The sequence below is a fragment of the Thermaerobacillus caldiproteolyticus genome, from assembly GCF_015326725.1.
Taxonomy (GTDB): Bacteria; Bacillota; Bacilli; order Bacillales; family Anoxybacillaceae; genus Thermaerobacillus; species Thermaerobacillus caldiproteolyticus.
In genome coordinates this window covers 2,678,532-2,700,617 of record NZ_CP064060.1, presented here as the reverse complement: position 1 = coordinate 2,700,617, position 22,086 = coordinate 2,678,532, and the positions used below count along the sequence as shown (strand labels likewise).

Here is a 22,086-nt window from a genome sequence, read left to right as displayed (position 1 = left end):
TTGATATTGATCGGGGGGTGTGAGATGGATTCGAAAGCTCAACCGGAGAAATTGCCGGACACGATACCTTTTCAAGACGAGTTCACCCGAAAGCTTATGGTGTCTCCGAAAGAAGTGAAGAAAGGCTACTACTTGTTCAAGTCGAGGACCGGGGGGTTTACGATGTGGTTTCCGAAAGACGCGAAAATAAGTAACATGTTTTATGAAAAACATGATAAGTATTTTGAATCCTCACGTTTTGGAGGAGTGAGAAAGCAGGAGAATGTAACGTACGCTGTAGATCTAGTATACGAAAACAGATTAAGGACGGAAGATATTGAATCGGATCTATTTTTATTATCGGCTGATGTCGACTATAAGGGAGAATACACGAAGATAGAAGCCGACCGTAGTACCATTTATTTTGCGAAAAATGAACAACATATCTCCGTGAAAGATAAAAAAAATATTGTTTATTATTTTTTTGGTTATGTAAAATCTAAACACAGCCACCAAGGGGTACAATTTATATATTGGGTTAAATGTGAGGACGCTGCCCGTGGATGCCACATTGATATGGACAAAGAGGAAGAACGGTCGAAGATGTTGATGAAATCCATTGAATTTCACGATTGAGGGATATGGAGGTGGAAGTGCTATGTCGCAGGAAAAGGTGTTTAATACAGACGTTTTGCGTGCTCGGTTGTTGAACGTGGAATACAAACATTTGACCGTAGAGGAAATCAAACGCATTTACATCGAAGAGACAGGCAGTGAGTCTCCCGCCCAGATCCGTGTGTATCACTCGGACGACTTTAAAAATTTGAACGACATCGATTCAGGTTTTGACGGAACGGTAGTTCATCTGTACGATGAAGAAAAAGGAATCAACCAAATGTATACAATCACACGGGGAAGCGAAATGCGGGAGAACGATACATGGAAACCACTGGATTGGGCGTACAATGCTTTGGGGATTTTCGTTGGACAAAGCAGAAATCAATATAAAGATGCACTGGAATTTGACCGAAAAGTGACACAAATCATTACCGAAGAATTAAAGAGGAATGGTCAAACAATCGAACTGAAAAAAATTGGATTAGGTCATTCGCTGGGAGGGAACCACGTCGAAACGATCCAACTCACTGAACATCGATTTGACCAAGTTTATGTCAGGTTCCCCTTTCAAAAATCCCCTCAAAGGACATACAAGATAAGTCCCCTATTTGCTTTTCATTTCTCTGATTCATCAATAAGGTCTAAAGTCATAAATAACCTGCATTTCCTCTTAAAGCCATAGTTCCTTTTTTTTAAAATTGGATATAATTACATTTTTTGTTGCTTAAACAGTGATCATATGATACGTATAGAGAGAATGGAGATAATTAGGAAAGGAGAGTATCCTTTGCTTAAGCGATGGAGGAACTTGTTGCTATTGACATTGATATTGATCGGAGGGTGTGAGATGGATTCGAAGGCTCATCCGGAGAAGTTGCCGGACACGGTAGCGTTTCAAGACAAGTTTACTCGGGAATTTATGGTTTCGCCAAAAGAAGTGAAAGAAGGATATTACTTATTCAAGTCAAAAACCGGCGGCTTTACGATGTTGTATCCGAAAAATGCAAAAATAGACCGCATGTTTTATGAAAAGCATGGGAAATATTTTGAAGCCTTGCATTTTGGAGGTGGAAGGGGGGAAGAAAATATATCTAACTATATTAGAATGATATATGAAAATAGGAAAATAACAGAAGACATTGATGTAAACGTCAGTTTGCTATCTGATGATGTTCACTATAATGGAAAATATACGAAGCTTGAACTAAATGACAAAACTATTTACTTTGGTAAGAATGAACAACATATTTCCAATAATAATAATGATATTATTTATTACTTTTTCAGTTATGTAAAGTCGAAACACAGTCATCAAGCAGTTCAATTTATATATGCAGTCACTTGTAAGGATGCAAACCATAAGTGTAGCATAGATGTACAAAAAGAAGAAGAACGAGCAAAAATGCTTATGAAATCAATCAAATTTCAGTATTGATGGAGAGAGGGGGACGAAAAGTTTGTGTCAAATGAAGAAGTGTTAAATACGGATATATTGCGTGCTAGGATTATGAATGTAGAATATCAAGATCTCAGAAATCAAAAGAATTTATATCGAAGAGACGGGAAAAGAGCCTCCTGCACATATCACAATTTACAGTTTTGATGATTTTAAGAATTTCAAGATTGCGATTCAGGCTTGGATGACACGGTGAATTATCCCCCTTATCAAAAATAGAACTAATCTCCTCTTTATTTTTCTACTTTACAATTCTTCAATTAAATCTAAAGTTATAAGTTGCCTATCTTCCTTCCAAACTCGTATTAATCTTCTAGTTCGAATTATCTAAATTTTGATAAAATTACAATTTTTATTGATAAACAGTAATCCATATGATACGAATAGAGAGAATGGAGATAATTGGGAAAGGAGACCGTCATTTGCGAAAGCGCTGGAGGAACTTATTACTATTGACTTTGATATTGATCGGAGGATGTGAGATGGATTCGAAGGCTCATCCGGAGAAATTGCCGGACACGATACCTTTTCAAGACGAGTTCACCCGAAAGTTTATGGTGTCTCCGAAAGAAGTGAAGGAAGGATATTATTTGTTCCGGTCGAAAACCGGAGGTTTTACGATGTTGTTTCCGAAAGACGCGAAAGTAAACAATGGATTTTATGAAAAGCATGACAAGTATTATGAATCTTCTGTTATTGCAGGGGTGAGAGAAGAAGAAAATATAACATATTCTGTTGACTTAACTTACGAAAAAAGAAACATAACGAATGAAATCGATATAAATCTTAATTTGTTATCTGGTTATGCCAACTATAACGGGAAATATACGAAGATAGAGGCTGATCGCAATACCATTTATTTTGCGAAAAATGAAAACGATATTTCGGTTGATAACAAAAAAAATATTGATTACAAATTTTTTGCCTATATAAAATCCAATCACAGTCCCCAAGCAGTGCGATTTATATACAAGGTCAAATGTGAGGATGCCACCAGGGGGTGCCACATCGATGTAGATAGAGAGGAAGAACTGGCGAAAATGTTGATGAAATCCATCGAATTTCACGATTAAGGGATAAGGAGGTGGAAGTGCCATGTCTCAGGAACTGGTTTTGGATACAGATCTCTTGCGGGCAAGAGTGATGAATTTGGAATACAAACATTTGACCGTAGAAGAAATCAAGCGCATCTACATTGAAGAAACAGGAAGTAATCCCCCTACCCAAATCCATGTTTATCATTCAGAAGACTTTAAAAGTGTAAACGTCAACGATTCCGGCTTTGACGGTACGATTATTCATTTTTATGATGAAGAAAAAGGAATCAATCAAATGTATAACATCGCACGGGGAAGCGAAATACAAGAAAAAGATACATGGAAACCGCTTGATTGGGCTTACAATGCTTTGGGGATTTTCGTCGGACAAAGTAAAAATCAATATGATGATGCATTACGGTTTGAAGAGATTGTGGCGCAAAAAATTACCGAAGAATTAAAACAAAAGGGAGCTACAATCGAACTGAAAAAAATCGGATTGGGTCATTCGCAAGGTGGGAACCACTCTGAAATGATCCAACTCACAAAACATCGATTTGACCAAGTGTATGTCAGGTCCCCCTTTCAAAAAACCCCTCAAAGGAGTCCCCATTTGCTTTTCTCATTTCTCTGATTCATTAATAAGTCTAAAGTTATAAGTCGCTTACAATCTCGCCCGAAATTGTAGTGACCTTATAGTTCTTTTTATCCAAATTTAGATAAAATTACATTTTTATTGATTAAACAGTGATCATATGATACGAATAGAGAGAATGGAGATAATTGGGAAAGGAGACCGTCATTTGCGAAAGCGCTGGAGGAACTTATTACTATTGACTTTGATATTGATCGGAGGGTGTGAGATGGATTCGAAGGCTCATCCAGAGAAGTTGCCGAACACGGTGGCATTTCAAGACGAGTTTACTCGGGAATTTATGGTTTCGCCAAAAGAAGTAAAAGAAGGGTATTATTTGTTCAAGTCGAAAACCGGCGGCTTTACGATGTGGTTTCCGAAAGATGCAAAAATAAACAGAGGATTGTATGAAAAGCATGACAAATATTATGAATCTTCCGTTATTGCGGGAGTGAGAGAGCAGGAGAATATCATATACGATATTGATATGGTATACGAAAACAGACACATAACAGATGATATTGATACAAATCTTTTTTTGTTATCTTCATCTGCTTATGCCAACTATGACGGGGAATACACGAAGATAAAGGCTGACCGCAGTACCATTTATTTTGCAAAAAATGAACAGCATATATCTGTAGATAACAAGAAAGATATTGTTTATAAATTTTTTGCCTATATCAAATCCAATCACAGCCACCAAGCAGTGCGGTTTATATACGGGGTCAGTTGCAAGGATGCCGACCGGGGATGCCATATCGATGTGGACAAAGAGGAAGAAAGGGCAAAAATGTTGATGAAATCCATTGAATTTCACGATTGAGGGATATGGAGGTGAAAGCGCCATGTCTCAGAAACTGGTTTTGGATACAGATCTCTTGCGGGCAAGAGTGATGAATTTGGAATACGAACATTTGACCGCAGAGGAAATCAGGCGCATCTACATTGAAGAGACAGGGAGCGATCCCCCTGACCAAATCCATGTTTATCATTCGCAAGACTTTAAAAATATAAACATCAACGATTCCGGTTTTGACGGTACGATTATTCATTTTTATGATGAAGAAAAAAGAATCAATCAAATGTATACCATTGCACGGGGAAGCGAAATACAAGAAAAAGATACATGGAAACCGCTGGATTGGGCGTACAATACTTTTGGAATTTTTGTCGGACAAAACAAAAATCAATATGATGATGCATTACGGTTTGATGAGATGGTGACGCAAAAAATTACCGAAGAATTAAAGAGGAACGGTCAAACAATCGAACTGAAAAAAATCGGATTGGGTCATTCGCTGGGCGGGAACCATGTCCAAGTGATCCAACTCACTGCACATCGATTTGACCAAGTGTATGTCATTAACGATGCGCCGCCCAGTGCGTATCAACTGGCATATATAGATAAAAGATTTCGATATGAATTAGCTAAAAAATTTACTCCAAATATATTGTCAGATTACAACTTAATCTACTCCATCCCCCCTTCCGAGCTCAAGGCCTTTGCGGAAGAATACTATAAAAAGCAAATCGACGAGCGTTCGATTCATCATCTGACCGCTCAAGAGGATCTATTGTATGCGGTAAGCGGAGTGCGGGGATTCATCGATATCGGAAGCCGCCAGGTCATTGATACGAACAAGGATTTTACTAGTATCAAAGATTTGATTGCGAAAATATCCGATAAAGATGTAAAAGCTATTCAAGTGTATTTATCGCAATATTCGTATATTTACAACGAAAAGGGATTTGATGGGGTCGTTCAGGCGATGACGGGGGTTGATATCGCCTTTATTGAGTCCCTTCAAGATTATGATACCATGGACTATGTGTTGCATGCAGAAGACATTCTTTCTAAAATCGATCATATGTACGATGAAATGAGTGAAAAGATTCCGGTGCTGCTCAAGCACATCGGAATACTATATAAAAATCTGGACCCGATGTTGAGTGTATTCGTGCAATTAGGTTACATGACGGTAGAGGAAAAGAACACAGTGTTGAGCGAAGTCAAGGGAATTGAAAAAGATGTCACATCGATTCAACAGCTGCTTCATGAACTATTGAATCGTGAAAGATTGATCGGGATCGTTTTCTTAAACCCTGTTGATATTCTTCAATGCATTGAGACGTTATTCCAGATTCGGGATAAGGTATTGGACATTGAAAAACGTCTTCAAATCATCCAAGAAAATACGATGAATCTTCAAAATGCTATCACCATGAGCGTGAATGCCCATTCCTTGAACGAAGTCATCATGGCCCTCGCCCGTTCCAAAGGCAGAACGTATGATGAGTATGGGAATTTGATTTTAATCAAAAAAATGGGGGCACACGAAATCCGGATGAATCTTTCCTCCGCCGTAAGAGTATATCAGAAGGGACTGCAAATCTTGGAAGAAAAAGAAACGGTATTGCATAAGATGAAGCAGCGTTATTTCGATGAATATGTAGAGGATTTTGAAATACAAAAACGAAAACTGATGAACAAAATCGAGGACATGGAACAAAATCCGTGGGCCTATCAGCGTTTATTGGGTCATTTTACCTATGATGCCGAACGAGTATATGTGTTACGCCGCATTGAGGTTCATGAGTCGATTCCGCCGATGGATCCGATGATTCCGCATATCTTTGAAACAATGTTTTCGTATTATGAACAGGAAATTTCTAAAGGAAAAGAACTCATTGCAACTATCAAAAAATCATTTGAAGAGTTTTTTGAGCAGGACCAAAATGTGGCCAAGATATTTGATTTACGATATTGATAAAGAGGGATATTCTGTATGGGACAATTGAATATGTTCTATTATTTTGATGTAGAACAGGATTTCATGTATAAAGCGAATGCTTTTATTCAGCAGTTGAATCGAATGAGTGAATTGGATGCGGAATTGGTTCATTTGATTCATCATGAAATGAAATATGGCAGGGGGCAAATCATCGACAAAACCAATGAAGCGATTGAGCAGTATCAAAAAACCAATCAATCATACAATGATATGTATAAAAACTCCATGAATACCGCCGCTCAGCGATACACAAACATGATTAATGACATGAGAGGACAAAATATCACTCTGTATTATGATATCATCATTCGGGAAAAGAAAAGGTGAGCTAGAGGGCTAATGAAAATCAGCACCGACTATTCTCCTATCCTCCATTTTCTTTTGATCCCATAAATAGTAAGAAAGTATTTCTTATAATGAGGATAATGGCACAAAAGCGTAAAGTAACCAAGTAAAAAAACGGTACTTTTTCCTTATTTTAAAAGAAATGGTTATATATTGTTGACTGCTGCTTGGCATCTCTATTAAAATAAAAAGGGAAATTATGGATAAAGGGGGAGGAAATATGTCAGGAGTTATTCGTTTAACGCCAGAAGAATTACGCGCAGTGGCAAGGCAATATAATAACGAGAGTTCTAATGTGACAGAATTAATATCCCGTTTGGATAACATGAGCAGCCATTTGCAGGAAATATGGGAAGGTGCTTCTAGCCAAGCGTTTGTTCAACAGTATCATGAATTGCGTCCGTCATTTGAAAAAATGGCTGTTTTATTGAATGAAATTTCCCAACAATTGCACAATTCAGCTACTATTCTCGAAAGTACCGACCAACAAATTGCAAGCCAAATTCGTGGATAAAGAGTTACATGTTCGGAAAGAAGCGCTACAAATCTATGAAAGATTATGGCGCTTTTTTCTGTATTGGAGGGCGTAATCATGTATATCCAGATTACTGTTGATTTACAGCATTATACAGGAGATGTGTTTGATCTCCGCTTATCGGATTTTTACTCCGTCAAAAAGGTCGTAGATATTGTTTGGCAGTTGAAAAATATATCGGTACAACCGAGAGAAGGTTATTGGGTAAGGGTGGAAAACAAAGCAGTTGTATGCCCAGGTTACCTGACATTAAAAGATAGCGGAATTACGAACGGAGACCGCATCGTTATATTGTAGCCATGGAGAAAGAGAAAAGGAGTTCTATTTTATATGGAAGAAAAAAAGACGTATTTGGAAACAAAAATCGATGCCGTCCTTACACAAGACAAGCATGATACGATTGTCTTTCAGAGAGCGAAATTGAAGGTGCAGCATCCGTTAGAATTAGAGCTATTGAAAGAAATAGATTCATTTTTGTTAAGAGAAATTGCTGTATCTGAAGATGAAGTGAAAATTACGGTAACCCCGCCTTCATCGTTCATCAGATTTCGAGATGTACGGAAGAAATCCATGCTTTCGCGGTTATCAGCGGCGCACCAACTCGTCAAAAAGGTGAAAAATCATCGTCTTAGCCGCTTTATTCTTATTATATGTCCCGAAAATATCCTGTTTGACCATGATTTGGAACCGTTTTTTCTCCACGTTGGGATAAAAGAAAGCCTGCCGCCGTATGAGGCGGATGCGGAACAGCTACTTCAAGAGGTGAAAGCGACCGTACTTGTGCTGATTGACGGACAATATCGTTTTGAAGAATACATGAAGTTTCACGAAACATTAAAGTTTTCTGCTGTAGCTGAGAAAATTTTGCAGGCAGAACATCTCGAAGCAGTGCTGTCTGTTCTGGAAAGATGTATTGATGAGGAAGAAGCAAAAGAGCGAACAATGATACATATTCCGAAACGGAAATGGAATGTTCAACGTTATATATTCTTTTCGTCGCTTCTTCTGTTGATTCCTGCTATGATTTATACTTTTTATTCGTTCTTTTTTTTACAGCCAAAACAGGAAGCGTATGTAAAAAGCGCGGAATTGTTTTTAAATGACAAGTATAGTGAAGTGATTACGACATTAGAAAATTATCCGCCGGAAAAAATGCCGTATGTGGTGCAGTACGAATTAGCTTCTTCATATGTTATGACGGAGTCGTTAACAGAGGAACAACGTCAGAACGTGCAAAATAACATTACGTTGAAAACCGATCCACAATATTTGCTGTATTGGATTTATATCGGAAGGGGAAGAAACGAAGAAGCCATTGACCTTGCGAGAGCGATGGAAGATAGAGAGCTGATCATGTACGGATTGTTAAAATATCGTGAAGAGATAAAGGCAGATGATAGTTTGACAGGAGAAGAAAGACAGAAAAAATTAGAATCGATTGAAAGAGAAATAGAAGAATATCAGAAAGAGCAAGAAGAGCAAAAGCAAGCCGAACAAACCGAACAACAAACCCAGCCTGTTCAGCAACAGACGCCGCAAGTGACTGAACCGCCTTCTGCGGGGGAAAAGCAGCAGCCAAATGCACCGAGCGACGTTCCAAACGCTTCGGACAATAAAAAGTAAACCGAGAAAGAAGTAGAGTAGTGAGCATCGTAGGAGAGGATTATATGAGCCAATTATGGATTTTTTATGAAGATACTTGTCAACAGTTCCCTTTACAAGAACAGACGGCTTCCATTTTTATTGGAAATAAGCTAGAGCATCATGTAACCATTCCGTCCTTTGCTTTTCATAAAGGATATGTGGAATTAAGAAAGCAAAAGGAAGCGTCCGCTTTGACGGTAGTGCGAGGAAATGAAATGATGGGGGAACTGAAACCGCATATCCCCTTTACCATAGAAGAAGACGGACAAACCGTGGTAATCGTATGGCTCGATAAGCCGATCAGTGAACATATATATTATGTTGGAAATCAAACCGAACTTGTCATTGCGCCGCAACACGGAGCGGCTATTCAAGCGGGAAGCGCAAACGTATCGTTCATCAGAAAGAAAGGAGACTGGTTTCTCGTTCCTGACAAACAAGGAGCCGTTTTTCTTAACGGAAAGAAGGTAAATGAGGTTACCCGTTTACAAAATGGCGATATGATATTGTGTCCGTATATTACGCTTAGTTTTTTGGAGGACGATTTGTTATCGGTGGCAAGCGATCAAGAAGTGGTATCTTCATTGACCAAAACACTGCCACCCGCTTCGGAAATGAAAAAGAAATATCCTTTATATCATCGGACACCGAGAATGATTTACGAATTACCGAATGAAAAGATAACGATTTCGTTTCCAAGCCAAGACGGAGAAGGAGACCAACGCGGTTTTTGGCTTATGATTTTGCCGCCGCTGATGATGCTTCTTGTCATGGGAGTCGTCGCACTAATTCAGCCGCGAGGGATTTTTATTCTTATTTCCATCGTGATGTTCGCTACGACATTAGTGACATCGACCGTGCAATATTTTAAGGAAAAAAAGAATCGGAAAACGCGGCAAGAAAAGCGTCGTCACATTTACATGAATTATCTTGAACAAAAGCGGAAAGAACTTCAAGAGTTGTCGGAGAAGCAAAAAAGCGTACTTTATTATCATTTTCCGTCATTTGAAAAAATGAAATCGTTAACTTTGCAAATCAGTGACCGCATTTGGGAACGGACGATGGAAAGCGAAGATTTTCTCCATCTTCGCATCGGAAAAGCAAATGTTCCGTCCACATATGAAGTGTCTGTAAACATGAACGATTTGGCAAACCGAGAAATTGACGATTTGTTGGAACAGTCACAACAGATGGTGCAAGCGTATAAAACCGTAAAAAACGTTCCGCTGACGATTGAATTGTCGCGCGGAGCAATCGGAATGGTCGGGAAAGATTCCATCGTCAATCACGAAATTCAGCAGTTTGTTGGCCAAATGGCTTTTTTCCATAGCTATCATGATGTGCGGTTTGTCGCTATTTTTCATGAAAAAGACTACAAACATTGGGAGTGGATGAAATGGCTCCCGCATTTTCAACTGCCAAATTCTTTCGCGAAAGGATTTATTTATAACGAACAGACACGTGACCAATTGTTGTCATCCATTTACGAAATGTTGAGGGAGCGCGACTTGGACGAAGAAAAAGAGAAGAAACGGTTTTCCCCGCATTTCGTGTTTATCGTCGCCAACCGCTCTTTAATTGCGGAACATGTCATTTTGGAATATTTAGAGGAAAAAAACGAAGAAGTCGGTATTTCCGTGATTTTTGCTTCGGATACGAAAGAAAGTTTAACAGAAAACATTCATACGCTCGTGCAATATATCAACGAGCGGGATGGAGAAATTTTAATCCAGCACCGGAAAGCAGCGCATATTCCGTTTACGCTCGATGAACATACTCGGGAAGGGAACGAGCGGTTCGCACGTTTATTGCGCTCTTTAGATCATCAAAGGGGAATGCATAATTCTATTCCAGAAAAAGTCACGTTTCTCAAGTTACTTCAAGTGAAGAAAGCGGAAGAGATAAATATGAAGGAAAATTGGATGATTCATCAACCTTCGCGCTCGTTGGCCGTTCCAATTGGACTAAAAGGCAAAAAAGACATCGTAGAACTGAACTTGCATGAAAAAGCGCATGGCCCGCACGGGCTTGTCGCGGGGACGACAGGGTCGGGGAAAAGTGAACTTCTGCAAACGTACATTTTGTCATTGGCGGTGCATTTTCACCCTCATGAAGTCGCGTTTTTGCTCATTGACTATAAGGGAGGCGGAATGGCGCAACCGTTTAAAAACATTCCGCATTTATTAGGCACCATTACGAATATTCATGGCAGCAAAAACTTCAGCGCACGCGCGTTGGCATCCATTAACAGTGAACTGAAAAAACGGCAGCGCCTGTTTGATCGATATGAAGTAAACCATATCAATGATTATATGGAGTTATATAAAAAGGGGAAGGCGAAAGAGCCTCTTCCGCATCTTTTTTTAATCGCGGATGAGTTTGCAGAATTGAAAAGCGAGGAACCGGATTTTATTCGCGAATTAGTGAGTGCGGCGCGAATTGGCCGCAGCTTAGGAGTTCATCTTATTTTAGCGACGCAAAAGCCGCGAGGGGTAATTGATGAGCAAATTTGGAGCAATGCCCGCTTCCGCATTAGTTTAAAAATGCAAGATGCAAACGACAGTAAGGAAATTTTGAAAAACGGAGATGCGGCAACAATTACTGTCACGGGACGGGCGTATCTTCAAGTCGGAAATAATGAAGTATACGAATTGTTTCAATCCGCATGGAGCGGTGCGCCATATATGGAAGAGGGCTTTGAATCAGAAGATGAGATTTATATTGTCACAGACTTAGGACTTGTCCCGGTTTCAAATATTGACGCGAAAATGAAGAAAAACAAGAAAAAACAAAAAACAGAAATCGAAATGGTTGTTCAAGAAATTATCAAAACGCAGCAGCAACTCGGGATCGAAAAGCTGCCGAGTCCATGGTTGCCGCCGCTATCTTCTCGCTTGCATCGCCCTGCTTTGCTAGAACGAGACACCGTTTATTTTCCGATTGGTCTAAAAGATGAACCGGAGCTGCAGCGGCAATCGGACTACTTATATCAATGGATGGAAGACGGAAATATCGGCATTTTTGGTTCTGCGGGATATGGGAAATCGACAACGGCGATGACATTATTAATGAGCTTTGCGTCCGTCTATAGTCCAGAACAGCTTCATTATTACATTTTCGATTTCGGAAACAGCGCGTTGCTGCCGCTGCGGCAATTGCCGCATACGGCTGATTACTTTCGGCTTGATGATGAAAAGAAAATTGAGAAAATTATAAAGTTAATGAAAGAAGAAATCGAACAGCGAAAACAGCGTTTTATGGAAAAAGAAGTAAGCACGATTAAATTGTATAACACGCTTTCTGAAGAACAACTTCCGATTATCTTTATCACGATTGACAACTTTGATCTTGTCAAAGAAGAAATGCCCGATTTTGAAACACAGCTCATTCAATATGCTCGAGACGGGCAATCGCTTGGAATATTTTTGATGATAACGGCAACAAGAGTTAGCGGAGTTCGCCCGCCGCTCATGAACAATTTAAAAACAAAAATCGTTCATTATTTCCTTGACAGTTCGGAACGATTTTCTATCATTGGACGAACTCCGTACGAGGTCGAGCCGATTCCGGGAAGAGCGCTGGTGAAAAAAGATCAAGCGGTTTTAACGCAAATTTATCTTCCGGCTGATGGGGAAGATGATATAGCAGTGCTTGAAAACGTGAAGGAAGAGATAGCAAGGTTGAAAGAAAAATATAAAGGCATGCGCAAGCCGCAACCGATTCCAATGCTTCCAACACAATTACCATTTGCGCTCTTTGCGAAAACGTATATAGTTCAGCCGCATCCTGGCTTGATTCCGATTGGTCTTGATGAAGAGACGGTTCGTCCGGTTTCCCTTCATATACAAACCAATCCGCATTGTCTTGTAGTAGGGCAGTCGCGCAAAGGGAAGACAAATGCGATTAAAGTGATATTGGAATCATTGCTCGTCCAGCCGACGGCAGGTATCGGGTTGTTTGATGGAGTTGATCGCGGCCTTGCTTTATACGCTAATAAAGAAAACGTCACCTATATAGAAACAAAAGAGCAAATGCACCATTGGCTTGATGAGGCAAATGAAATATTGCAAACGAGAGAGGAAGAGTATTTAGCGGCAATTGGGAAAGCGGATGTTCATGTACAAGCTTTTTCACCTGTTGTTTTCGTCGCAGATAGTCTTTCTAGGCTTCAGCAGTCAGCCGATGGTAAAATTCACGAGCAAATCGCGATGATGATGAAGCGGTACAGCCATCTGGGGTTTAGTGTCATTGTCGCAGGAAATGCAAATGAATTTATGAAGGGCTTTGATGCGCTGACAACTGAACTGAAACAAATTCGGCAAGCGATCCTCGTCATGAAAAAATCAGAGCAAAGCTTGTTTGCACTGCCATTTACGCGACACGAACCAGAAGTGGACCCAGGGTTTGGCTATTTTGTCTTAAATGGAAAAGAAAAGAAAATACAAATTCCAAAAGTAGAATAAAGGAAATCAGGTGAATCATATGACGGAAAAATGGAAAATCGTCAAGTTGATTGCGAAGATTGTGTTTATTGTTGCTCTTCCTGTGCTGTTCTTTACGTTCATTGGCCATAACCCGATGAAGGTAACAGAGAGGACAACAAACCGAATCGCGGTAGTCAACGAAGATGTAGGAGCCGATTATGATAAGAAAACATACGACTTCGGCAAAGAAATTGTACCAGCTCTTGATGATCACTCTAGTTATCAATGGTCTGTCGTCAATCGCAGCCAAGCGGAAAAAGGGCTGGCGGACGGCCAATATGACGCTGTCGTTTATTTGCCATCCGATTTTTCCAGAAACATTTTGACCTTTAATGAAAAAAAGCCGCTTAAGGCAACTGTCCAATATAAAATCCAGCCGAATCTTGAGGCGAAAAACCGGGAGCGGGTACAGAGAGAGTTAGAAACAGCTAAAAATACGATCAACCAAAAGATGTCTACGCTGTATTGGAGCTATGTCGGCCAAGCGATAGAAGATATTCGCAAAAAATTTAGTGCTATTTTGGAAAAAGAAATCGCTTTTCAAAAGACGATGTACGATTTTTACACCCCTAGCTCTGCCAAATTAACAAAAGAGATCGAGAGTCAAAAAAAGATGCTTGAACAGCTGCTTTCGTCTTCGAAAAACGCCGAAAGCTCCTCCAACGATACGTTAAAAGGTTTGGAGCAGGCAGAAGCGGAAATTGCTTCGTTTATCGAGGATATTCAGGCGTATAAAGAATATCAGCAACAGCAGCATGACCTTATCCAAGAAGGAATTCATCAGTATGAAACGATGGTGAGCGGAGGAATACGTTCCATTGTAGAACGGCCATGGAATGTCAAACCGGAGTTAGAATTAAATGGCCAAACATTGCTGCAATCTGTGTCTACACTGCGCAATACAGTGGCGAACAACCATACGGCATTGACGAATCTCCATGACCAGCTGGAAAATTCAAACGTTGATGAACGACTGTTGGAGTCACAAAAAGATCTCATCCGTCAATATCAACAACAAATAGGTACAAAGATATTGGACGAAGTGCAGCAAAAACTCATTCCGCTACGGCAGCAGTTGCAATCTGCCACCACTCTGTCAGCACCGAATGAACAGCCGGTGCCGGGAGAGCTGCCACAGACATCAGAAAATGGGCAATGGCTGGATGGGGTTGAGCAGCAGCTGGCGTCTTTAAAGACCGAGCTGCAAACAGTAAAGCCGAAACAGCCACAAGAGACGCAGGAAGGGCAAGGTACATCGGGAAGCTGGGGGGATATTGATAATGACATGAAGCAGCTGGAAATGGAAATACAAAAGGCAAAAGAAGCATGGCAAAAGCAGTTATCCCTCCAGCAGCAATGGCAGGAAAAATATACGCAATTGGCAAAGCAATTAGCCGTGCAGGCGAGTGACAGCAATGGGCAATCGGAAGAAACAGTGGTTCAGCAAATTATCGCAAAAGAACAAGCTATTCTTCAGTCTCCGTCGTTATCTGAAGAGCGAAAGCAACAATTGTCAGCGTACTTTCAGCCGGCTATTCAAAGCAGAAACATGAATGGTCTTCTCGCCTATTTTGCTTGGTTAGCAATTTTTGAGGATACGTTAAAGCGAACGGGGAATTTTGACGAAGCACTTGTGGAGCAGCTGATTGTAAATTGGAAGGAAAAAGCGGAGATTTTTCAAACTTTATCGAAGATTCATAGCGGAATTCAGCAGTTGCAGGGCGACTCAGCCGCTTCTTTGCAAGGTGCAGAAACGGCCGAAAATAACGTTCATTCTTTTGTTGAAGCAACGCTTGAATATATACGGCAATATGATGAAAATGTGGAAAAAGTGCAAGCAGAGCTGATGGAACAGCTGCAATCGTTAAATGACGCCACGAATGAAGTAACAGCACAGCTTCAGCAAACCATGGATGAAGAAGGAACCATACAATCGACGGTAGGAGCTAACGATGGTGAATTTGTTATTACCATCCAGCAAAATACGCTGCAAGACATCGCACAAATTTCTGATTTAGTCACCTCCATTGCCGAAGGGCAAGACCGGATTATCGATTACACAAATGAGATGCATGAAAAAGTGGCATCGGTCCAAGATCGGGCAGATGAGTTAAACAGCAAATGGGCAACCAATGTCAATACAACCAAACAAATTAAAAATGATGTATATCATCTGTTAGACAATACGATGGTAGACCAACAAGCAAACGGATATGTGTATGATTACTTAACCAATCCGGTACAAGTAAGTGGAGATATTCCGAAAGAGAAAACAACGTACACGCCGCCTGTCGTGATGCTTGTCATTGTTTTGCTCTGCGGCATGCTTATTGGGTTCTTCCTGCATTATTATTCTTCCATTCCGCTTATGATGCAGCTGGCATTGCTGGTCATGATGAACTTGCTTGTCGGTTTCGTCATCAGCACATATGGATTGCGAATTTATCCGATGCAAGATATACAGGCGCTCAAGTGGAGCATTTTTACCATTATCTTATTATTCTTCTGTTCCGCCATTGTTCGCTTGGCCTTTTTTATCGGACCATTTACCGGCTGGGTGCTTGGAGTCGGCTTAATCCTGTTTTTTATTACTCCATTACTCGACTTAGTATTGCCAAACTTTAGCTTTGACCATCCGATATCAGAAACGTACATGTCGATTCAATATGGAGACCAGCAAGCATTTTATCCAGCTGTTATTACGTTAGGAGTTGTCACACTGCTCATGTCTGTTGTTCCGTTTTTGAAGCAGCGCCTGGACGCTCTGCAGAAGGAGGCGGAAACATATGAAGGGTAAAGGACGTCTTGTGATGTTCTTTTTCCTCTTCTTCTGCTCTGTATTGGTTGCGATGGGAGTGACGGTTTACGCGAAAACGGATGAGTGGCCGGAAATTGAACCAAATCAATATCAACGGCAGGACATCAAATTACGTACTGATTACCTTCATGAAGAGTCGCTGCTCGATGAAAAGGGAGATTTACCAGAGGTGCAAACATCACTGACATTTCAAAGACCGACATCTTCTTTCTTCAAACAAACAAAAGCGCAGTTGTTTTTATCGGGAGAAAAAGAAACGAATACGATTGCCGCTAAAGCAGAAAAATTGCGATTGTTTTCTTATAATCCAACACAATCGGTTCCGTCTCGTCAACAATGGGATGAGACGGAACGAACATCATCATCATTTCTGCCATGGCTGTTCGGCTTTTTTAGTCTCGGCTTTCTTATCGTCATCTTCACGGTAATCGTTCCACGTATGAAAAAATTTGTTCCGTAAAACAGGTTATTTTCGAAGGAACTTTGACATGTTTCACATGGCCGAATCATAGATAAGGAAAAAAGTCTTGGTTGTCATTTAAAAAAAGGAACATATTATGATTTATCCTTATTTTACTTATATTACCATTTAAATAGCGTATAAATGGGGGAGGAGGAAATCAAGGTGTCGTCTTTATTGGAGTCGATCGAAAAAGAATTGAAACGCAGGGCCTACGAGGCGATGATTCATTGCCTGCAGTCCTATCAGGGGCAGGTCGAAGAGGCGATCGAGGAATTTCAACATGGTACTCGCGCATTTTATCGCGCAAATGACGAGTATGTTCCGCATTGGCAGGGAGAGTCGAGGGAAGCGTATGAATGGGTATACGGGGACTTGCGGCAAATCGAGACACGTATTTATGCGACCGCAGACGAGCTTCTTCATGAAATCAGCAGGGAAATCGCCCAAATTCGTCGAAAGATAGAGGAGCTATAATGACTACAATTCGAGTCAAGCCGGAAGAGCTGGAAACGGTAGCGAAGCATGTCCCCGATGCAGAAGACGCTTGCCAGCGTGCGCGAACCTCACTTTCCTGGGAACTGCCCTCTTTAGTGATGGAGATTCCGGGCATCGGTTCTGCCGCCATCCACGAACTTACAGACGAACTGCTTCATTGGCTCCACCGCTATGAAGAAAAGCTGAATGAAGCGGAGGAATTGCTGTATCGAACAGCCGCGGCAATCAGACAGGCAGACCAAACGCTTGCCGACAACATGTCAGAATTCGGTCTGGAGCTCCTTGGCTGGTACGATGTGCAGCGATTGTTTGGAGAATACGATCCGATCACCGGAGAACGGATTTCAGGATGGGACCGCCTGTTTGCGGGAGGAATGCTATTGGCTTCTTTTATTCCTCCCGTCAAAGGGGTGGGAATCGCCGGCAAAGCTGTGGTTAAAGGATCGAAAGCGGCGGGAATAGCAGCGGATGTTTCCAAATTGGTCTCGAAAACGAAAAACGTCCTCAATTATGATAAAATCAAATTGTTCTTTCAAACGATCTATCACCAAGTCATCAAAGGACCAATCACCAAAACAATCCGGTCGTTCAAAAAGCAATGGGAGAACTTTCTCGAAAATGTTGGCTCTGTCCTACAGGGACCGCAGCCAGCCTTGGCAGGAATCGGTCCGGCCCGCGGTGTGTGGATGAGCGGAGCCGAGAGGGAAGTAAAAGAAACGACGATGAATATGATTGGCAAAACTGGGGATGAGGTGGTTGGTAAGGGCACGGGTAAATCTACACCAACGAATACTCATACTAAGGTTAACTATGGAGAGCATTACACCAGAGACGGACGGAGAAAGGTACTTAAACCAAATGTAGAGTATACAACTCCTGCAGGATACACTTATAGAACCGATGACAAAGGACGTATTGTCAATGCTGAAGGTAAACTTAACTTGGGGGAGGCCAAACGAAATAATCATGCCCAGAAGGTGGCGGGTAGAGAAGATAGACTACTAGATGATGAAGGTGGACATTTGATAGCAACTATATTTAAAGGTTCGGGTAGCCTTGACAATCTTGTACCTATGAATGGTAACCTGAATAAAGGTGAGTGGAAGAAACTCGAGAACATGTGGAGGAAACAACTTGAAAAAGGAAAACTGGTTGAAGTGAAGATAAAACCTGTTTATAAAGGTGAGTCACAAAGACCGGTAAGTTTTGACATAGAATATAAAATAGGAAAGGGTAAGTGGCAATACAAAGAATTCCAAAATAAACCTGGAGGTTAAATATATGGATGATTTGAAACTAAATAATATTTATCAAAAAATCGCACATACAATTATTGAAACAATACCAGAGGAATGGTCAAAGGTTTTTGTGTATGGTGAAATCACAGAGGATGTTCGGACGGCGTTCTTTTATTATTATCCGGCTAATGGAAGTACTCCAATTTATAGCCACGATATTCCAAATATATTTGCAATAGAAAAAGAGGATTACAAAAAGCTTTGGAGACAATTACTTGATAATTTAGAAGAACTATGGCGTGAGTTTAAGAACAACGGACAAGATCCGTGGACAAATCTTACTTTGATTTTTGACAATCAGGGTAATTTTAAAATTGAGTATGATTATGAAGATTTATCGGATGCAGATGATCATGAAAGAAGTATTATTTGGGAGTACAAATATCTGGGTCTTACTCCTGAGGATGAAGATGATAAGAAATTCTTAGAAGAATATTTAAACAGCATTAAAGAGAACGATCAATAATTTTTTTACCAAGTTTACATTTTGTAAAAGCAGGATCGTATAATACACCAATAAGCCATATACTTACAAACCTGGGGAACGCACTAGATAAAACTGGATTGCGTCCCTGTGTATTGTGAGCCGAAAAGTATACAGTATAAATTCAGTTAACGTGAAGGAATCAGGACTACAAAACTCTGATTCCTTTTCTTTGATGATATAAATGCTTATGCTAAAGGAAGATATTTATTTGAAACTTTTACAGAACAGATAAATCGCAAGTATTTAGCATTACCTCCTGAGTGGAACCAAATGACAAAAATACAGCAATGGAAAGTTAGACCTGGTTCTATAATTATAAAAAGTAGTGCTGCAACACAGTTGCAAATGGGAGATAGATATATTGGAGGGGGAAAGCAATGGTATATAACCAATCTGGACGATCTGATAAAACCATAGAATTTTTAGAGTTAGCAGAAAAAATTAAAAATTAGGTCATAAAAGAAATAACTACACATAATAATGGTGAAGGAAAGGATGGTAATATTCCGCAATTGAGAAAAATACTAGATGAAGTAGAAAAAATGAGTATTATCCTTTGTCCAAATAATTATACGCCATCGTATCCACATATAATTGTCGACTCATGGGATTACAACAGTAAGCTAGGTGAATTGCTATTAGATGTTTATGAACTATATAAGAAATTAAACTAGGTTAGGGTTAGCTATCATAGTTTTCTAAAATATGAAGCCTTGGTTGAGTTGAACAACTGTTTCAAGGCTCACTTTTTTCTAGGATGAGGATCACAAGTGTTTATCACCCATTATTTTACTGTTATAAAGACGTAATAGCAAGCCAATAAGCCTATGACCAGTTAAAATAGTTGAATGAAGCAGAAGAAACTGCTGTACCGGACTGCCGCGGCAATAAGCCAGGCAGACCAAACGCTTGCCGACAACATGAAAGAATTCGGTCTAGAGCTTCTTGGCTGGTATGACTTGCAGCGAGTGTTTGGAGAATACGACCCGATCACTGGAGAACGGATTTCGGCAGGAGACCGCCTGCTTGCGGGAGGAATGTTATTGTTGACCGTCATTCCTCCAGCCAAAGGGGCAGGCATTGCCGGAAAAGCGGCGGTGAAAGGAGCGAAAGCGGCCGGAACCGCAGCCGATGTTTCGAAATGGATCTCGAAAACGAAAAACGTCCTGAATGTTGATAAAATCAAAGGGGCTTTACAAACGATCTATCACCAAGTCATCAAAGGACCAATCACCGAAACAATCCGTTCGTTCAAGAAGCAATGGGAGAACTTTCTCAAAAATGTTGGCTCTGTCCTGCGGGGGCCGCAGCCAGCCTTGGCAGGAGTGGGCCCGGCGCCCCGCATGTGGATGAGCGGAGCCGAAAAAGAAGTAAAAGAAACGACGATAAACATAATTGGCAAGACTGGGGATAAGGTGATTGGTAAGGGTGTTGGAAAAGGTGAGCAAATACTTGATAAGGTAAGAACGTATGAACAAGCTAGAAATAAAGCGCTTGAATTAGTAGGGGATTTAGGTCCAAATTCAAAGCCATATATAGGTACTCTTAAATCTAGTGCAGGGTACGGAAAAGTTGTGGGTAGGCAATCTGCTGATGGAAAGGTTAGATGGAGATTAGATTGCGACCCTAATAAAGGACCACATATTAATGTAGAAGATTTCCGCAATGGTAAAGGTCTTAAAGCTAAAAAATATGTAATACCTTTTGAAGGTAATGAAAGTACTTTTAGAGCTTATTTAAAACATTTGAATAGATAAGGGTGAATTTGAATGACTTTATTAGATGAATGTATTGAAGCTTTAGGTGAAGATGCTGAAATTTTAACTGATAGTGAAAAAAAGAAAATTCTTGATACCTTAGAAAGCGCTTTTCCGTTTACTGAATGGGGGCGTATTGATTGGGACAAGGTTAGTAGAAAAGAAAATGTAAATACCGTAAATGATATAACTGCTTATCTAGGAAAATGTTTCCGAAATTTTGATGCAGTTGTTTATGTAATTTGGGATGAGGGGACTTTACCTATTATAAAGTCTAATTTAAAAAAGGTTCTAGAAGTAATTGATGATGTTACTGCGGTTAGTTTTGATACTTGGATCTTTTCACCAGCTTCAGGATATGTAATAGAAATATACCATGAAGGGGAAGTATGGGTTGGTATAAGATAAAAGAAGCTGATGATATGGTAATATGAAGCCTCAAAGGAGATATTAAATCTCTTTTGAGGCATTTTATTATAGAATAATTATCCAATAGGAAAAGGGGTTCTTAGAGATAAAAAACATGTTATTTATAACGTAACAGATTTTAGAGTAGTATTGATAGGGATTCAACTCAGGAACTAGGATTCCGAATATTAATTGTATTTCCTATTGTTAAATAAAAATAGAGGGTGATATCATTGAATGAAGATTTGAAATACGATACTTTCAGATATTTTCTTGAATGTTATTTTAACCAAAGTGCTAACTATGAGGAATTAGAAACACTAGTCAAAGAATTTAATTTAACTGAAGAGAGTAAATATCGACAAAAACTTCAGCAAGAATTAGAACAAATTCTTCAACTTGATAATTGGGATGATATTCGAGAGTTTGTTAGAAAACATGCTATGAGAAAAATGAACAGTGATAGACTCGCGTGGTTCACACGTACTATTTTACATAACTTAAATCAAAGTTAAAGTGTTGTAACGAATTAGAGAGTAAGGTACGCTTTATTGTTATAGAGTGCCGTAAATTTAAGAATTCAACTTTTTAAATTGGTGTTAGTCACGAAAACGGATAGGTTAAACAGAGAGAAAAGCTCTTGTTTATGCAGCTATTTTTCGCTCGTAAACGTAATATTCAGCAAACACAATCGGTTCTGTCTCGTTAACAATAGGATGAGACGGAACAATATTATCATCGTTTTTACCACAGCTGTTCCGCTTTTTTATTTTGGACTTTCTAATCTTTCACTTCACGGTAATCGTTCCACGTATGAAAAAATTTGTTCCGTA

The 22,086-nt window shown here is 40.0% G+C and carries 20 protein-coding genes and 1 pseudogene; all 21 read left to right on the top strand.

Annotated features, from left to right (window positions below; all coding sequences use genetic code 11):
• Window positions 1-24 precede the first annotated feature (24 nt).
• Window positions 25-615, top strand: coding sequence for a hypothetical protein (locus tag ISX45_RS13645; RefSeq protein ID WP_194519203.1), 591 nt, complete (start codon window positions 25-27; stop codon window positions 613-615).
• A 76-nt stretch (window positions 616-691) separates the two neighbouring features.
• Window positions 692-1,279, top strand: coding sequence for a DUF6792 domain-containing protein (locus ISX45_RS13640; protein ID WP_228485556.1), 588 nt, complete (start codon window positions 692-694; stop codon window positions 1,277-1,279).
• Between the two features lie 165 nt (window positions 1,280-1,444).
• Window positions 1,445-2,032, top strand: a complete 588-nt coding sequence (locus tag ISX45_RS13635) for a hypothetical protein (RefSeq protein WP_194519202.1) — start codon at window positions 1,445-1,447, stop codon at window positions 2,030-2,032.
• Between the two features lie 85 nt (window positions 2,033-2,117).
• On the top strand, window positions 2,118-2,249 hold the full coding sequence (locus ISX45_RS20100; RefSeq protein ID WP_323744675.1) for a DUF6792 domain-containing protein: 132 nt from the start codon (window positions 2,118-2,120) through the stop codon (window positions 2,247-2,249).
• A gap of 286 nt (window positions 2,250-2,535) precedes the next feature.
• Window positions 2,536-3,126 (top strand): hypothetical protein, encoded by a 591-nt coding sequence (locus ISX45_RS13630; protein WP_194519201.1) that lies wholly within the window; start codon window positions 2,536-2,538, stop codon window positions 3,124-3,126.
• 22 nt (window positions 3,127-3,148) lie between these two features.
• Window positions 3,149-3,724: a DUF6792 domain-containing protein gene (locus ISX45_RS19700; protein ID WP_228485555.1), complete on the top strand. Its 576-nt coding sequence runs from the start codon at window positions 3,149-3,151 to the stop codon at window positions 3,722-3,724.
• Between the two features lie 229 nt (window positions 3,725-3,953).
• A complete protein-coding gene (locus tag ISX45_RS13620; protein WP_194519200.1) occupies window positions 3,954-4,550 on the top strand; it encodes a hypothetical protein in 597 nt (198 codons plus the stop codon).
• 22 nt (window positions 4,551-4,572) lie between these two features.
• Entirely contained in the window at window positions 4,573-6,495 is a 1,923-nt protein-coding gene (locus ISX45_RS13615) for a DUF6792 domain-containing protein (RefSeq protein WP_194519199.1), read from the top strand.
• An 18-nt stretch (window positions 6,496-6,513) separates the two neighbouring features.
• Complete coding sequence (locus ISX45_RS13610; protein ID WP_181556487.1) at window positions 6,514-6,846, top strand: hypothetical protein; 333 nt, start codon at window positions 6,514-6,516, stop codon at window positions 6,844-6,846.
• Window positions 6,847-7,084: 238 nt separating this feature from the next.
• On the top strand, window positions 7,085-7,378 hold the full coding sequence (locus ISX45_RS13605) for a WXG100 family type VII secretion target (protein WP_181556486.1): 294 nt from the start codon (window positions 7,085-7,087) through the stop codon (window positions 7,376-7,378).
• Between the two features lie 78 nt (window positions 7,379-7,456).
• On the top strand, window positions 7,457-7,696 hold the full coding sequence (locus ISX45_RS13600) for an ESX secretion system protein YukD (protein ID WP_194519198.1): 240 nt from the start codon (window positions 7,457-7,459) through the stop codon (window positions 7,694-7,696).
• Window positions 7,697-7,729: 33 nt separating this feature from the next.
• Entirely contained in the window at window positions 7,730-9,022 is a 1,293-nt protein-coding gene (gene essB, locus ISX45_RS13595) for a type VII secretion protein EssB (RefSeq protein WP_194519197.1), read from the top strand.
• A gap of 44 nt (window positions 9,023-9,066) precedes the next feature.
• Window positions 9,067-13,506, top strand: coding sequence for a type VII secretion protein EssC (gene essC / locus ISX45_RS13590; protein WP_194519196.1), 4,440 nt, complete (start codon window positions 9,067-9,069; stop codon window positions 13,504-13,506).
• 19 nt (window positions 13,507-13,525) lie between these two features.
• On the top strand, window positions 13,526-16,324 hold the full coding sequence (esaA, locus tag ISX45_RS13585; RefSeq protein ID WP_194520709.1) for a type VII secretion protein EsaA: 2,799 nt from the start codon (window positions 13,526-13,528) through the stop codon (window positions 16,322-16,324).
• Entirely contained in the window at window positions 16,314-16,805 is a 492-nt protein-coding gene (gene essA / locus ISX45_RS13580) for a type VII secretion protein EssA (RefSeq protein WP_194519195.1), read from the top strand. Before esaA ends, essA begins: the two co-directional genes overlap by 11 nt.
• A 165-nt stretch (window positions 16,806-16,970) precedes the next feature.
• Window positions 16,971-17,282, top strand: coding sequence for a DUF5082 domain-containing protein (locus ISX45_RS13575; protein ID WP_194519194.1), 312 nt, complete (start codon window positions 16,971-16,973; stop codon window positions 17,280-17,282).
• A complete protein-coding gene (locus ISX45_RS19695; protein ID WP_228485554.1) occupies window positions 17,282-18,580 on the top strand; it encodes a DNA/RNA non-specific endonuclease in 1,299 nt (432 codons plus the stop codon). Before ISX45_RS13575 ends, ISX45_RS19695 begins: the two co-directional genes overlap by 1 nt.
• Before the next feature lie 4 nt (window positions 18,581-18,584).
• Window positions 18,585-19,067, top strand: coding sequence for an antitoxin YezG family protein (locus ISX45_RS13565; protein ID WP_013400033.1), 483 nt, complete (start codon window positions 18,585-18,587; stop codon window positions 19,065-19,067).
• Between the two features lie 865 nt (window positions 19,068-19,932).
• Window positions 19,933-20,527: pseudogene (locus ISX45_RS13560) on the top strand (pre-toxin TG domain-containing protein); the annotation flags it as partial.
• A 330-nt stretch (window positions 20,528-20,857) separates the two neighbouring features.
• Window positions 20,858-21,253: a CDI toxin immunity protein gene (locus ISX45_RS13555; RefSeq protein WP_194519193.1), complete on the top strand. Its 396-nt coding sequence runs from the start codon at window positions 20,858-20,860 to the stop codon at window positions 21,251-21,253.
• Between the two features lie 233 nt (window positions 21,254-21,486).
• A complete protein-coding gene (locus tag ISX45_RS13550) occupies window positions 21,487-21,768 on the top strand; it encodes a contact-dependent growth inhibition system immunity protein (RefSeq protein WP_194519192.1) in 282 nt (93 codons plus the stop codon).
• Window positions 21,769-22,086: the final 318 nt, after the last annotated feature.